The organism is Pseudomonas sp. B13(2017) (assembly GCF_002113245.1).
GTDB classification, from domain to species: Bacteria; Pseudomonadota; Gammaproteobacteria; order Pseudomonadales; family Pseudomonadaceae; genus Aquipseudomonas; species Aquipseudomonas putida_Z.
Map to the genome: position 1 here is coordinate 151,048 of NZ_NEJX01000015.1, position 14,646 is coordinate 165,693.

Genomic DNA, 14,646 nt, shown 5'->3' on the forward strand with positions numbered 1-14,646 from the left:
AGAATTGTCCGGCAACAGAACAATTTCACCTGCCCCCATAGGCACCCGGCCGCCTTCATGCTTAACTCAGTGTCCTTTTCAAACCCCGCATAAGGATTTCGTCATGGCTCAAGTGACTCTCAAAGGCAACCCGGTTCAGGTCAACGGCGAACTGCCGAAAACCGGCGCCCAGGCTCCGGCTTTCTCCCTGGTAGGTGAAGGCCTGGCTGACAAGTCGCTGAAAGACTACGCCGGCAAGCGCAAGGTGCTGAACATCTTCCCGAGCGTCGACACCCCGACCTGCGCTACCTCCGTGCGCAAGTTCAACGCCCAGGCCAACGATGTGGCCAACACCGTGGTGCTGTGCATCTCCGCTGACCTGCCGTTCGCCCAGGCACGCTTCTGCGGCGCCGAAGGCCTGGACAACGTGAAGAACCTGTCGACCCTGCGTGGCCGCGAGTTCCTCGAAAACTACGGCGTGGCCATCGCCGATGGCCCGCTGGCCGGCCTGGCTGCCCGTGCCGTGGTGGTGCTGGACGAAAACGACAAGGTGCTGCACAGCGAGCTGGTTGGCGAAATTGCTGATGAGCCGAACTACGATGCAGCGCTGGCTGTGCTGAAGTAAGGGTTGTGTGGGGCAGGGCGGGCGTCTATCGCCTGTACCGGCCCCTTCGCGGGCTTGCCCGCTCCCACAGGGATGTCACAGCCTTTGAAACCTGTGCTGTACCTGTGGGAGCGGGCAAGCCCGCGAAGAGGCCGGCACAGGCAACCGAAACCTTTCAGCCCGCCACCGCTCCAAGCAACACCCTGTAAACGGCCCGGAACGCGTTCCGGGCCGTTTTCATTTAAAGTTCAACCCCTTGGCAACGTCAGGCAAAGGTAAACCTCTGGTAAAGGCGCTTTGCTAAAACGATGCCAGTGCTTATCGTTCATCCTCCCCAAGTCGTCATTCCGAACAAGGTTCGTTCAACCCATGCAAGCGTCCAATTCCCGTTCCCCTCGTCGCTGGCTCGTAGGCCTGCTGATCCTGCTGCTGGTGGCTGCACTGGCCTGGTGGCTGTGGCCCGCAGCAGCGCCTGCGCCTAAAGAAGCCGGTGGCGGGCGCGGTGGCAAGGGCATGGGCATGATGGGCGGTCGCCCGGGCTTCGGCGGCTCCAGCGACCCGGTGCCGGTGCGCGTCGAGCCGGTGCGGGTGGGTGACTTCCCGCTGTACTACAAGGCCCTGGGCACCGTCACCGCGACCAACACCGTCAACGTGCGCAGCCGCGTGGCTGGCGAGCTGGTCAAGATCCACTTCAAGGAAGGCCAGCAGGTCAAGGCCGGCGACCTGCTCGCCGAGATCGACCCGCGCTCGTACCGCATCGCCCTGCAACAGGCCGAAGGCACCCTGGCGCAGAACCAGGCGCAACTGAAGAACGCCCAGGTCGACCTGGCCCGCTATAAAGGCCTGTACGCCGAGGACAGCATCGCCAAGCAAACCCTCGACACCGCCGAAGCGCAGGTGGCGCAGTTCCAGGGGCTGGTGAAGACCAACCAGGCGCAGGTCAACGACGCCCGCCTGAACCTCGACTTCACCCAGATCCGCGCGCCGATCAACGGCCGCGTGGGCCTGCGCCAGCTCGACCTGGGCAACCTGGTGGCCGCCAACGACACCACCGCGCTGGTGGTGATCACCCAGACCGAGCCGATCAGCGTTGCCTTCACCCTGCCGGAAACCGAGTTGAGCACCGTGCTGGAACGCTACCGCAGCGGCGCCAGCCTGCCGGTCGAGGCCTGGGACCGCAGTGACAGCAAGCTGCAGTCCACCGGCGTGCTGGGCAGCATCGACAACCAGATCGACACCACCACCGGCACCCTCAAGTTCAAGGGCCGCTTCGAGAACAAGGACCTGGCCCTGTTCCCCAACCAGTTCGTCAACGTGCGCCTGCTGGCCGACACCCTCAAGCAGGTGACCATGGCCCCGGCGGCGGCCATCCAGTTCGGCAATGACGGCTCCTTCGCCTACGTGGTCAATGACCAGAACACGGTCAATATCCGCAAGCTCAAGGTTGGCGCCAGCGACGGCGAGAACAGCGTCATTCTCGAGGGCCTCAAGGCCGGCGACCGCCTGGTGCTGGAAGGCACCGACCGCCTGCGCGAAGGCACCAAGGTGGAAGTGGTCGAAGACAGCTCGCAGGTGCCGACCACCCCGGGCCAGCACCTGCAAGGCCAGGAAGCCAAGGGTTCGGCAAGCACTGGTGATGTGCAGCCCGGTAAAGCACAGCCTGGTAGCGCAGCAGGCAAGGCGGGCGCATGAACCTCTCGCGTCTGTTCATCCTGCGGCCGGTTGCCACCACGCTGAGCATGCTGGCCATCGTCCTGGCCGGCCTGATCGCCTACAAGCTGCTGCCGGTTTCCGCCTTGCCGCAGGTGGATTACCCGACCATCCGGGTCATGACCCTGTACCCCGGTGCCAGCCCGCAGGTCATGACCAGCGCCGTTACCGCGCCGCTGGAACGCCAGTTCGGCCAGATGCCGGGCCTGGAGCAGATGGCTTCGACCAGCTCCGGCGGCGCCTCGGTGCTGACCCTGCGCTTCAACCTCGACATGAACATGGACGTTGCCGAGCAACAGGTGCAGGCCGCGATCAACGCCGCCAGCAACCTGCTGCCCAGCGACCTGCCGGCGCCGCCGGTGTACAACAAGGTCAACCCGGCCGACACCCCGGTGCTGACCCTGGCCATCTCCAGCAAGACCATGCCGCTGCCCAAGCTCAACGACCTGGTCGATACCCGCGTGGCCCAGAAGCTCGCGCAGATCAGCGGTGTGGGCATGGTCAGCATCGCCGGCGGTCAGCGTCAGGCGGTGCGGATCAAGGTCAACGTCGATGCCCTGGCCGCCAACGGCCTGAACCTGGAGGACGTACGCACCCTGATCGGCGCCTCCAACGTCAACCAGCCCAAGGGCAACTTCGATGGCCCGACCCGGGTGTCAATGCTCGATGCCAACGACCAGCTGCGCTCCCCTGAGGAATACGCCAACCTGATCCTGGCCTACAACAACGGTGCACCGCTGCGCCTGAAGGACGTCGCGGAAATCGTCGACGGCGCGGAGAACGAGCGCCTGGCTGCCTGGGCCAATGAAAACCATGCGGTGCTGCTGAACATCCAGCGCCAGCCGGGCGCCAACGTCATCGAAGTGGTCGACCGTATCAAGGAACTGCTGCCGTCGATCACCGACAACCTGCCGGCCGGCCTCGATGTTTCGGTGCTCACCGACCGCACCCAGACTATCCGCGCCGCGGTCAAGGATGTGCAGCACGAACTGCTGATCGCCATCGCCCTGGTGGTTATGGTCACGTTCGTGTTCCTGCGCCGTTTCAGTGCCACCCTCATTCCGTCGATCGCCGTGCCGTTGTCGCTGATCGGCACCTTCGGCGTGATGTACCTGGCCGGCTTCTCGGTCAACAACCTGACGCTGATGGCCCTGACCATCGCCACCGGTTTCGTGGTCGACGACGCCATCGTCATGCTGGAGAACATCTCCCGGCACATCGAGGAGGGCGAGACGCCCATGCAGGCTGCGCTCAAGGGCGCCCGGCAAATCGGCTTCACCCTGATCTCGCTGACCTTCTCGCTGATTGCGGTACTGATCCCGCTGCTTTTCATGGCCGATGTGGTCGGCCGCCTGTTCCGCGAGTTCGCCATTACCCTGGCGGTGGCCATCCTGATTTCCCTGGTGGTATCGCTGACCCTCACGCCGATGATGTGCGCGCGCCTGCTCAAGCGTGAGCCCAAGGAAGAGGAACAGGGCCGGTTCTACCGCGCCAGTGGCGCCTGGATCGACTGGCTGATCAGGCACTACGGCAGCGCCCTGCAGTGGGTACTCAAGCGCCAGCCGCTGACGCTGCTGGTGGCCGTGGCCAGCCTGGCGCTCACCGTATTCCTGTACATGGTGGTGCCCAAGGGCTTCTTCCCGGTGCAGGACACCGGGGTGATCCAGGGCATTTCCGAAGCGCCGCAGTCCACCTCGTTCGCCGCCATGAGCGAACGCCAGCAGGCCCTGAGCAAGGTGATCCTGCAGGACCCGGCGGTGCAGAGCCTGTCGTCCTACATCGGTGTCGATGGCGACAACGCCACGCTCAACAGCGGCCGCCTGCTGATCAACCTCAAGCCCCATGGCGAGCGTGATGTCACTGCCAGCGAGGTGATCAACCGCCTGCAGCCGCAAGTCGACCGGCTGGTGGGTATCCGCCTGTTCATGCAGCCGGTGCAGGACCTCAGCATCGAAGACCGGGTCAGCCGTACCCAGTACCAGTTCAGCCTGTCGTCGCCGGACGCCGACCTGCTGGCGCAGTGGAGCGGCAAGCTGGTGCAGGCGCTGCAGCAGCGCCCGGAACTGGCCGACGTGGCCAGCGACCTGCAGGACAAGGGCTTGCAGGTGTACCTGGTGATCGACCGCGACATGGCCAGCCGCCTGGGCATCAGCGTGTCGCAGATCACCAACGCCCTGTACGACGCCTTCGGCCAGCGCCAGATCTCGACCATCTACACCCAGGCCAGCCAGTACCGCGTGGTGTTGCAGTCGCAGGATGCGGCGGTGATCGGCCCGCAGGCGCTGGAGTCGATCCACGTCAAGGCCACCGATGGCGGCCAGGTGCGCCTGTCGGCGTTGGCGCGCATTGAGCAGCGCCAGGCCCAGCTGGCCATTTCCCACATCGGCCAGTTCCCGGCGGTGACCCTGTCGTTCAACCTGGCCCACGGCGCTTCGCTGGGCGAGGCGGTGCAGGTGATCGAGCAGGTGCAAAAGGACATCGGCATGCCGCTGGGCGTGCAAACCCGCTTCCAAGGTGCGGCGGAAGCCTTCCAGGCATCGCTGTCGAGCACCTTGCTGTTGATCCTGGCGGCGGTGGTGACCATGTACATCGTGCTGGGCGTGCTGTACGAGAGCTACATCCACCCGGTGACCATTCTATCGACCCTGCCGTCGGCGGCGGTCGGCGCCTTGCTGGCCTTGCTCATCAGCGGCAACGACCTGGGTATGATCGCCATCATCGGCATCATCCTGCTGATCGGCATCGTCAAGAAGAACGCGATCATGATGATCGACTTCGCCCTCGAGGCCGAGCGCCAGCAGGGCATGAGCCCGCGCGATGCCATCTACCAGGCGGCGCTGCTGCGCTTCCGGCCGATCCTGATGACCACCCTGGCCGCGCTGTTCGGCGCTGTGCCGCTGATGCTCGCCACCGGTTCCGGCGCCGAGCTGCGCCAGCCGCTGGGCCTGGTGATGGTCGGCGGGTTGCTGGTCAGTCAGGTGCTGACGTTGTTCACCACCCCGGTCATCTACCTGTACTTCGACCGCCTGGCCCGCCGCTGGCGCCCGGCCACTGACGTGAAGCAGGCCGAGGCATGAACCTGTCCGGTCCTTTCATCCGTCGCCCGGTGGCGACCATGCTGTTGAGCCTGGCGATCATGCTGCTGGGCGGGGTCAGCTTCGGCCTGCTGCCGGTGGCGCCGCTGCCACAGATGGACTTCCCGGTGATCGTGGTGTCGGCCAACCTGTCCGGCGCCAGCCCGGAAGTGATGGCCTCCACCGTGGCCACGCCGCTGGAGCGCAAGCTGGGCAGCATTGCCGGGGTGACCACCCTGACCAGCAGCTCCAACCAGGGCTCCACACGGGTGATCATCGGCTTCGAGATGGGCCGCGACATCGACGGTGCGGCGCGCGAGGTGCAGGCGGCGATCAACGCCACCCGCAACCTGCTGCCCAGCGGTATGCGCAGCATGCCCACCTACAAGAAGATCAACCCGTCGCAGGCACCGATCATGGTGCTGTCGCTGACTTCGGACGTGCTGCAGAAGGGCCAGTTGTACGACCTGGCCGACACCATCCTGTCGCAGAGCCTGGCCCAGGTGCCCGGGGTAGGGGAGGTGCAGATCGGCGGCAGTTCGTTGCCGGCAGTGCGCATTGCCGTGGAGCCGCAATTGCTCAACCAGTACGGCCTGTCGCTGGATGAAGTGCGCACTGCGGTGTCCAACGCTAACCAGCGCCGGCCGATGGGCTTTGTCGAGGACGCCGAGCGCAACTGGCAGGTGCGCGCCAATGACCAGCTGGAAAGCGCCAAGGACTACGAGCCCGTGGTGATCCGCCAGCAGAACGGCACCATCCTGCGCCTGTCCGACGTGGCGACCATCACCGATGGTGTCGAGAACCGCTACAACAGCGGCTTCTTCAACGACCAGAGCGCGGTGCTGCTGGTGGTCAACCGCCAGACCGGCGCCAACATCATCGAAACAGTCGACCAGATCAAGGCGCAGTTGCCGGCCCTGCAGTCGCTGCTGCCGGCCAGCGTGCAACTGAACGTGGCCATGGACCGCTCGCCAGTGATCAAGGCAACCCTCAAGGAAGCCGAGCACACCCTGCTGATCGCCGTGGTGCTGGTGATCCTGGTGGTCTACCTGTTCCTCGGCAGCCTGCGGGCCTCGCTGATCCCCAGCCTGGCGGTGCCGGTGTCACTGGTGGGCACCTTCGCGGTCATGTACCTGTGCGGGTTCTCGCTCAACAACCTGTCGCTGATGGCGCTTATTCTTGCCACCGGCCTGGTGGTGGACGACGCCATCGTGGTGCTGGAGAACATCTCCCGGCACATCGAGGACGGCCAGCCGCCGATGAAGGCGGCCTTCCTGGGTGCCAAGGAAGTGGGTTTCACCTTGCTGTCGATGAACGTGTCGCTGGTGGCGGTGTTCGTCTCCATCCTGTTCATGGGCGGCATCGTGCGCAACCTGTTCCAGGAGTTCTCCATCACCCTGGCGGCGGCGATCATCGTGTCGCTGGTGGTGTCGCTGACCCTCACGCCGATGCTGTGCGCCCGCTGGCTCAAGCCGCACCAGGCCGAGCAGAACCGCCTGCAGCGCTGGAGCGGCCAGTTGCACCAGCGCATGGTCGATGCCTATGACCGCAGCCTGGGCTGGGCCTTGCGCCACAAGCGCCTGACGCTGATCAGCCTGCTGGCCACCATCGGCATCAACATCGCCCTGTACGTGGTGGTGCCCAAGACGCTGATGCCGCAGCAGGATACCGGCCAGCTGATGGGCTTCATCCGTGGCGACGACGGCCTGTCGTTCAGCGTGATGCAACCGAAAATGGAGATCTATCGCCGCGCATTGCTGGCCGACCCGGCAGTGCAGAGCGTTGCCGGCTTCATCGGGGGCAACAGCGGGACCAACAATGCCTTTGTGCTGGTGCGCCTGAAACCGATCAGCGAGCGCAAGCTCGACGCCCAGAAGGTGATCGAACGCCTGCGCAAGGAAATGCCCAAGGTACCCGGCGGGCGCCTGTTCCTGATGGCCGACCAGGACCTGCAACTGGGCGGCGGGGGCCGTGACCAGACCTCCTCGCAGTACCTGTATTCCCTGCAGAGCGGTGACCTGACGGCGTTGCGCGAATGGTTCCCGAAAGTGGTGGCGGCGCTGCGTGCACTGCCGCAGCTGACTGCCATCGACGCCCGCGACGGTGCCGGCACCCAGCAGGTGACCCTGGTGGTCGACCGCGACCAGGCCAAGCGCCTGGGCATCGACATGGACATGGTCACCACGGTGCTGAACAACGCCTACAGCCAGCGCCAGATCTCCACCATCTACGACAGCCTCAACCAGTACCAGGTAGTGCTGGAGATCAACCCGAAGTACGCCTGGGACCCGAGCACCCTCGAGCAGGTACAGGTGATTACCGCCGACGGTGCCCGCGTACCGCTGTCGACCATCGCCCACTACGAGAACAGCCTGGCCAACGACCGGGTCAGCCACGAAGGCCAGTTCGCCGCCGAAAGCATCGCCTTCGACGTCGCCGAAGGCTACAGCCCCGACCAGGCCATGGCGGCGCTGGAGCGTGCGGTGGCCAAGCTGGGCTTGCCCGAGGAAGTGATCGCCAAGCTTGGTGGTACCGCCGATGCCTTCGCCAAGACTCAGGAAGGCCAGCCGCTGATGATCCTTGGCGCGCTGGTGCTGGTCTACCTGGTGCTGGGCATCCTCTACGAAAGCTACATTCACCCGCTGACCATCCTCTCGACACTGCCCTCGGCCGGCGTCGGTGCCTTGCTGGCGCTGTACGTCACCGGCGGCGAGTTCAGCCTGATCTCGCTGCTGGGGCTGTTCCTGCTGATCGGCGTGGTGAAGAAGAACGCCATCCTGATGATCGACCTGGCCTTGCAGCTGGAGCGCCACCAGGGCCTGACACCGGAAGAGTCGATCCGCCGGGCCTGCCTGCTGCGCCTGCGGCCGATCCTGATGACTACCCTGGCGGCCATCCTCGGTGCCTTGCCGCTGCTGCTGAGCCGCGCCGAAGGCGCGGAAATGCGCCAGCCACTGGGCCTGACCATCATTGGCGGCCTGGTGTTCAGCCAGATCCTCACTCTTTACACGACACCGGTGGTCTACCTGTACCTGGACCGCCTGCGTCACCGTTTCAACCGTTGGCGTGGCGTGCGCACCGACGCCGCCCTGGAAACCCCGCTATGACTTTTGCCCAGACCCCACTTCACCGCGCCCTGCAGACGCTGACCCGTGGGCGTGGCTCGCGCCTGCTCGGCGCCGGGTTGTGCGTCGCCTTGCTCAGCGCCTGCACCCTGAGCCCGGACTACCACCGCCCGGAGCTGAGCAGCACGGCGCAGTTCAAGCATGCCGAAGGCTGGACCCAGGCCACGCCGTCCGATGCCATCGCCCGCGGCGCCTGGTGGGAAATCTACGGCGATGCCGGGCTCAATGCGCTGGTCGAAGAGCTCAACCGCAGCAACCAGACCGTGGCGCAATCGGAGGCCCAGTACCGCCAGGCCCAGGCGCTGGTGCGCAGCAGCCGAGCGGCACTGTTCCCCAGCCTGGACCTGAGCGTTGGCAAGAACCGCTCGGCCCAGGGCACCGGTAGCTCCAGCTCGAGCCTGTCCAACAACAGCAGCGGCATTCGCAACACCTACAACGCCCAGCTCGGCGTCAGCTGGGAAATCGACCTGTGGGGCAAGCTGCGCGAAACCCTCAATGGCAACGAAGCCAGTGCCGAAGCCAGCCTGGCCGACCTGGCCTCGATCCGCCTCAGCCAGCAGTCGGAACTGGTGCAGAACTACCTGCAGCTGCGGGTGATCGACGAGCAGAAGCGCCTGCTGGAAGCCACCGTGGCAGCTTATGAACGGTCCTTGCGGATGAACGAAAACCAGTACCGCGCCGGCGTCGCCGGCCCGGATGCGGTGGCCCAGGCGCGTACCCAGCTCAAGAGCACCCAGGCCGACCTGATCGACCTGATCTGGCAGCGCGCGCAGTTCGAGAACGCCATTGCCGTGTTGCTCGGCAAGGCCCCGGCGGACTTCGCCCTGGCCGACAGCAAGGCAATTCCGGCGCTGCCGCAAATTCCGGTGGCCTTGCCTTCGCAGTTGCTGGAGCGGCGCCCGGACATCGCTGCGGCCGAGCGCAACGTGATGGCTGCCAACGCCAACATCGGCGTGTCGCGGGCGGCGTACTTCCCGGACCTGAGCCTGAGCATGAGTGGCGGTTACTCCAGCAGCAGCTTCAGCAACTGGATCGAACTGCCCAACCGCTACTGGTCCGTAGGCCCGCAGCTGGCGCTGACCTTGTTCGACGCCGGCAAGCGCAGTGCCGAGGTGGACCGCACGGTGGCGGTGTATGACCAGACCGTGGCGCAGTACCGCCAGACCGTGCTCGACGGCTTCAAGGAAGTGGAAAACCTGCTGGTGCAGTTGAAGGTGTATGGCGATGAGGCGGTGGTGCGCCAGGAGGCACTGGATGCCGCCCGCGAGTCGCTGCGCCTGACCGAGAACCAGTACCGCGCCGGGCTGATCGGCTACCTGGATGTGGTCAACGTGCAGACCACGGCGCTGAGCAACGAGCGCAGTGTGTTGAACCTGCTGCAGGGGCGGCTGGTGGCAAGCGTGCAGCTGGTTGCCGCGCTGGGTGGTGGTTGGGATGCGGAACAGGCGTTTGCCGAGCAGGATTGATTGGGCCTTTAGTACAGCGAATTGCTGTACCGGCCTCATCGCCGGCAAGCCGGCTCCCACAGGTACTGTGCAAGCCCTGAGGTCGATGCGGTCGAGGTGGGAGCCGGCTTGCCGGCGATGGGCTGCGCAGCAGCCCCATGCGGGCTTTGGATCCATTCCCATTCGCAAAAACCCCGTGCGTTTCGCCTAAGCTTGAGTACAATCGTCAGCTTTTTCCGGGCCTCCCGTCCCGTCGCTGGAACTCCCAATGCTGACCGGTAGCTACTCCTCTTCGCTGGTGTTGATTTCGCTGTGCGTGGCGATCCTGGCGTCCTATACCGCCCTTGACCTGACCGGCCGCATCGCCACGGCCAAAGGTCGGGCTGCCTGCCTGTGGATGGGGGGTGGCGCGCTGGCCATGGGCATCGGCGTGTGGTCGATGCACTTCATCGGCATGCTCGCCTTCAGCCTGCCCATCGACCTCGGCTACGACCTGGCCCTGACCGCGTTCTCGCTGCTGATTGCCGTGTTGTCCTCGGGCTTTGCCTTGTGGCTGGTCAGCCAGCCGAGCCTGCCGTGGCAGCAGCTGGCGTTTGGCGCGCTGATCATGGGCGCCGGCATCGCCTGCATGCACTACACCGGCATGGCCGCGCTGCGCATGCTGCCGGGCATCGACTATGACCCGGCGCTGTTCGGGGCCTCGCTGCTGATTGCCGTGGGCGCCTCGGCAGCGGCGTTGTGGATCGCCTTCCGTCTGCGCGCGCACACCCCTTATGTACGGCAGATTCGCGGCCTGGCGGCGGTGGTGATGGGCTTTGCCATCGTCGGCATGCACTACACCGGCATGGCCGCGGCGAATTTCCCCGAAGGCAGCTTCTGCGGTGCGCTGGCCGGGGGAGGCCTGCAAGGCGATGGCCTGGTGTACCTGGTGCTGATCACCACCCTGGCGGTACTGGCGGTGGCCTTGCTCACCTCGGTGCTGGACGCCCGCCTGGAGGCACGCACCGCCGAGCTGGCCCGCTCGCTGACCCTGGCCAACCAGGAACTGACCCAACTGGCCCTGCACGACACCCTCACCGACCTGCCCAACCGTACTTTGCTGGCCGACCGCATCGAGCAGGCCATCGCCAAGGTAGCGGAGCAGGGCGGCTGCTTTGCCCTGATGTTCATCGACCTGGACGGTTTCAAGCCCGTCAACGATGCCTTCGGCCACCACGTCGGCGACTTGCTGCTCAAGGCGGTGGCGACACGCCTGCGCGGGCACCTGCACAGCCAGGACACGTTGGCGCGCATCGGCGGCGACGAATTCGTGCTGCTGGTGCAGCTGCGCGAGCCGAACGATGCCATGGATGTGGCGGTCAAGCAGGTCAACCTGGTATCACGGCCGTTCCGCGTGGCCGAGCATGACCTGCAGCTGACGGCGAGCCTGGGCATCGTCCTGTACCCGGGCAATGGCCAGGACCAGCACGAGCTGTTGCGCAATGCCGACGCCGCCATGTACCACGCCAAGAGCGCCGGCAAGAATGGCTACAGCTTCTTCGACGTGTCGATGAACAGCAACGCCCGCCAGCAATTGCAGCTACTGCAGGACCTGCGCCAGGCCCTGGAGCAGCGTCAGTTCCGCCTGCACTACCAGCCCAAGTTCGATGCCCAGAATTGCCAGCCGATCGGTGCCGAGGCCTTGCTGCGCTGGGAGCACCCGCAGCAGGGCCTGTTGCTGCCCGACCGTTTCATCGGCCTGGCGGAAAAGACCGGCCTGATCATTCCCATTGGCGAATGGGTGCTCAACGAGGCCTGCCGGCAGATGCGCCAGTGGCTGGACCGGGGGCACCACGGCTGGCGCATGGCGGTGAACCTGTCTGCCATCCAGTTCTGCCATGCCGGGCTGGTCGAGAGCGTGGCCCGGGCCCTGCAGCAGAACAGCCTGCCGGCCAACTGCCTGACCCTGGAAATTACCGAAACCACCGCCATGCACGACGCCGATGCCAGCCTGACGGTGCTGCAGCGGCTGTCCGACATGGGCGTGGACCTGTCCATCGATGACTTTGGCACCGGCTATTCCAGCCTGATGTACCTCAAGCGCCTGCCGGCCAACGAGCTGAAGATCGACCGCGGTTTCGTGCGCGACCTGGAGCAGGACAGCGACGATGCGGCGATCGTTTCGGCAATCGTGGCGCTGGGCCTGCGCATCGTCGCCGAAGGGGTGGAGACGGACAGGCAGCAGGACTTCCTGACCCGCCTGGGCTGCGATTCGCTGCAAGGCTACCTGCTGGGCCAGCCGGTGCCGGCCGAGCAGTTCATGGGCAAGTTGCAGGCCATGCGCCAGGAAAGTACCGCAGCGGGCTAGACCGCGTCGCGCAAGGTGAAGGCGGGCATGAAGGTATCCATCTCCGCCTCGACGGCCTCGATGATGCGCTCTACATCGGCGGCGGCCATGATCGCCGAGCAGGGGATGCCGGCAATCGCCAGCAGGGTTTCGCCGGTGGCGCGGTCGAACAGCCGCGCGACCATGCTGCGCGGCGCATCCATGCTGGCTTCGAAGCCCAGCGGGTGGAAATGCCAGCGCATCACCTGGCAGGCGTTGGGGAACGTCATCTTGTTCATGCCAGCCTCCTTGTCCGTACCTGGACGTGGTGAGCGGGTGGCCACATCGATGCGGCCGCCGGGAAAGTAACCATAGCACCTGCCACGGAGTATTCTCGGCTGCAAATACGACAAATGTGCTAATGCATGACAGCGGTCACATCCTTGTCATGGAGGGCATTTGGCGCAGGGCCGCAAGGCAAACGTTTTCCCGGCATGTTGTCGGAAGATAACCCGTCAGGTTCTGCCACTTTGATCGACACTCCCGCACGATGTTTTCGGACGAGCGGCATTGCCACTTAGCCCACGGGAGGAGGACGAGGTGAATAACCGGGCGAGTAGTTTGCCACCGCACGGGTAGTATCCATGGGATTCCTGATAGCTCCCGTCGTCATCCATGTAAAGGCCGTTTCCCCGGTTGAGGATGCTGCCATGACGAGCGCCATGACCATGAGAAACCCTTCAGAAGGGTGGATTTGTTGAGTGTTTATGGCTTGGCGGCCGATATTCCGTGCTTGCAACACGGCGTGATCCATCACTCGCACCAGTTGTGCAAGATTCATTTCCTGACCTTGGTGCGGTGGGGCCTCGCGATTATCTTGTGGCACTCTTTGGGGGCGATCTTGCGGACGTTGTCCTTGTTGGCGTCGTCGCTCGGCCCTTTGTTGAACCCTGCGAGGGCGTTGGCCATTAAAACCTTGGGATGCGCGGAAGCTATCTTGCGACACGCTATCTGTTCGAGTCTTTGCCATTGGTGGACGTGGCATTCTGAAACGGCCTGTCGGGTCTGTGAAATTTATAGGGTCATTTTGGCAATAGGCGTAACAGTTTATGCCGCCGTCATGAAAAGGAGAAAAGCTGTCTGGTTGGTAAAAGCACATAAGGGAAGGGCTATAAGCCCTATGGCCATTTCCCAGCAAATAGCTCTCGGAAACAGGGTCATAGATAAGCCCGGTAAAACCTAACATGTCTTCAAATGTACCCGGTTTACTGACCCCATAAGGTGAATACATCTGGCGGGAGGGGGTTGCAGCCGTCCCCAGGATACTGTTTGCGATATCAGCTTGAATGAGCAAACTTTTCGATCTAGCTGATTTCATGACTGAACCCTTTGATCCTGATGGCACCAAGAATCTGCTGATGGATCACAGGCTGCAACTAACAGATTTGATAGCTGCATCAGCCGAGCAACCCCGCAGCGATGTTGATGGTGAACCCCAGGATCGCCGTATTGAATACGAACCCGACCAGCGAATGCGCCAGCACCACCCGCCGCAGGTCCCGCCCGGCGACGCCCACATCGGAGGTTTGCACGGCCATGCTGATGGTGAACGAGAAGTAGTGAAAGTCCCAGTAATCGGGGTTGCGTTCGCCATCGGTGAAGCGCAGCGGCGGTTCGTGGTTTTGTCCGGTATAGAACAGCCGCGCGTAGTGCAGGCTGAAAATGCAGCCGATCAGCAGCCAGGAGCCGGCCACGGTCAGGCCGGTATAGAGGTAGTGCAGGGCCAGCGCCGTGCCTTGCAGGCCACGGCTGGACACCAGTTGCAAGGTGACGGCGGCGAGGCTGGCGATGGCGGCGATGCACACGGTAAGCAGGACCAGGCCGGCGTTTTCGTCTTCGACGCGGGCGATCTTGCGTACCTTTTCCGCATTGGCGCTCCAGCTCAGGTAGAGCACCAGCAGCAGGTATAGCCACACGCCAAGGTTCCAGCCGGCGAGGATGTGCTGAACGCTGTCGCCGGCAGGGATCAGCCAGGCGCCGAGCAGGCCGACCACAGTGGCGATGCTCAGGCGCGGGTGGGTGTGGGTCAGGCGGTGGAAAGCCATGGGGCCTCGTTTTCGAGTGTATGGGTACCACTCTAGTCGGACATTTCAGAGATGAGGGACATGCGCGGGTCCATTGTGGGAGCGGGCGAGCCCGCGAAGCAGGCACCGCGGTGGCTGGCAAGTACCCTGTGGGAGCGGCTTTAGCCGCGAACACCGGCGCAGCCGGTGCCATGCACCGCGTTGGGTTCTTCGCGGCTAAAGCCGCTTGTATGGTGATACTCGAAGGGGTGGTGGGACGAAAAAGCCGAATCTGACTGTTCACAGCAGTACAGACCGTGGGAGAACTCGCCCCACCCCTT

9 protein-coding genes are annotated in these 14,646 nt (G+C 64.3%); 6 read left to right on the plus strand and 3 right to left on the minus strand.

Annotation, left to right across the window (positions count from 1 at the left end; all coding sequences use genetic code 11):
• The first annotated feature begins 103 nt into the window (after positions 1-103).
• The 6 genes from tpx to CAG44_RS19470 all read left to right on the plus strand — a co-directional run bounded on the left by tpx (position 104) and on the right by CAG44_RS19470 (position 12,284).
• Positions 104-604 carry a thiol peroxidase gene (tpx, locus tag CAG44_RS19445; RefSeq protein ID WP_025338839.1) on the plus strand — a complete coding sequence of 167 codons (501 nt, stop codon included), beginning with the start codon at positions 104-106 and terminating at the stop codon, positions 602-604.
• 348 nt (positions 605-952) lie between these two features.
• Entirely contained in the window at positions 953-2,275 is a 1,323-nt protein-coding gene (locus tag CAG44_RS19450; RefSeq protein ID WP_085665643.1) for an MdtA/MuxA family multidrug efflux RND transporter periplasmic adaptor subunit, read from the plus strand.
• On the plus strand, positions 2,272-5,370 hold the full coding sequence (locus CAG44_RS19455) for an MdtB/MuxB family multidrug efflux RND transporter permease subunit (protein WP_085591522.1): 3,099 nt from the start codon (positions 2,272-2,274) through the stop codon (positions 5,368-5,370). The genes CAG44_RS19450 and CAG44_RS19455 overlap by 4 nt, the downstream gene beginning before the upstream one ends.
• Positions 5,367-8,474 carry an efflux RND transporter permease subunit gene (locus CAG44_RS19460; RefSeq protein ID WP_085692812.1) on the plus strand — a complete coding sequence of 1,036 codons (3,108 nt, stop codon included), beginning with the start codon at positions 5,367-5,369 and terminating at the stop codon, positions 8,472-8,474. Before CAG44_RS19455 ends, CAG44_RS19460 begins: the two co-directional genes overlap by 4 nt.
• Positions 8,471-9,958, plus strand: coding sequence for an efflux transporter outer membrane subunit (locus CAG44_RS19465; protein ID WP_085692813.1), 1,488 nt, complete (start codon positions 8,471-8,473; stop codon positions 9,956-9,958). Before CAG44_RS19460 ends, CAG44_RS19465 begins: the two co-directional genes overlap by 4 nt.
• 247 nt (positions 9,959-10,205) lie before the next feature.
• Positions 10,206-12,284 (plus strand): bifunctional diguanylate cyclase/phosphodiesterase, encoded by a 2,079-nt coding sequence (locus CAG44_RS19470; RefSeq protein WP_085692814.1) that lies wholly within the window; start codon positions 10,206-10,208, stop codon positions 12,282-12,284.
• Here CAG44_RS19470 and CAG44_RS19475 read toward each other — a convergent pair.
• From CAG44_RS19475 to CAG44_RS19485, 3 genes are all read right to left on the minus strand, one after another.
• Positions 12,281-12,541 (minus strand): DUF1652 domain-containing protein, encoded by a 261-nt coding sequence (locus tag CAG44_RS19475; RefSeq protein WP_013972974.1) that lies wholly within the window; start codon positions 12,539-12,541, stop codon positions 12,281-12,283. The two genes, CAG44_RS19470 and CAG44_RS19475, sit on opposite strands and share 4 nt — an antisense overlap.
• Before the next feature lie 278 nt (positions 12,542-12,819).
• Positions 12,820-13,620 (minus strand): RHS repeat-associated core domain-containing protein, encoded by an 801-nt coding sequence (locus CAG44_RS19480; protein WP_085692815.1) that lies wholly within the window; start codon positions 13,618-13,620, stop codon positions 12,820-12,822.
• Positions 13,621-13,699: 79 nt separating this feature from the next.
• On the minus strand, positions 13,700-14,347 hold the full coding sequence (locus CAG44_RS19485) for a DUF1345 domain-containing protein (protein WP_085665637.1): 648 nt from the start codon (positions 14,345-14,347) through the stop codon (positions 13,700-13,702).
• Positions 14,348-14,646: the final 299 nt, after the last annotated feature.

Bases quoted from the DNA above. Each gene is read 5' to 3' on its own strand.
- tpx (WP_025338839.1), top strand. From the start codon at position 104: ATGGCTCAAGTGACTCTCAAAGGCAACCCGGTTCAGGTCAACGGCGAA.
- CAG44_RS19450 (WP_085665643.1), top strand. From the start codon at position 953: ATGCAAGCGTCCAATTCCCGTTCCCCTCGTCGCTGGCTCGTAGGCCTG.
- CAG44_RS19455 (WP_085591522.1), top strand. From the start codon at position 2,272: ATGAACCTCTCGCGTCTGTTCATCCTGCGGCCGGTTGCCACCACGCTG.
- CAG44_RS19460 (WP_085692812.1), top strand. From the start codon at position 5,367: ATGAACCTGTCCGGTCCTTTCATCCGTCGCCCGGTGGCGACCATGCTG.
- CAG44_RS19465 (WP_085692813.1), top strand. From the start codon at position 8,471: ATGACTTTTGCCCAGACCCCACTTCACCGCGCCCTGCAGACGCTGACC.
- CAG44_RS19470 (WP_085692814.1), top strand. From the start codon at position 10,206: ATGCTGACCGGTAGCTACTCCTCTTCGCTGGTGTTGATTTCGCTGTGC.
- CAG44_RS19475 (WP_013972974.1), bottom strand. From the start codon at position 12,541: ATGAACAAGATGACGTTCCCCAACGCCTGCCAGGTGATGCGCTGGCAT.
- CAG44_RS19480 (WP_085692815.1), bottom strand. From the start codon at position 13,620: ATGAAATCAGCTAGATCGAAAAGTTTGCTCATTCAAGCTGATATCGCA.
- CAG44_RS19485 (WP_085665637.1), bottom strand. From the start codon at position 14,347: ATGGCTTTCCACCGCCTGACCCACACCCACCCGCGCCTGAGCATCGCC.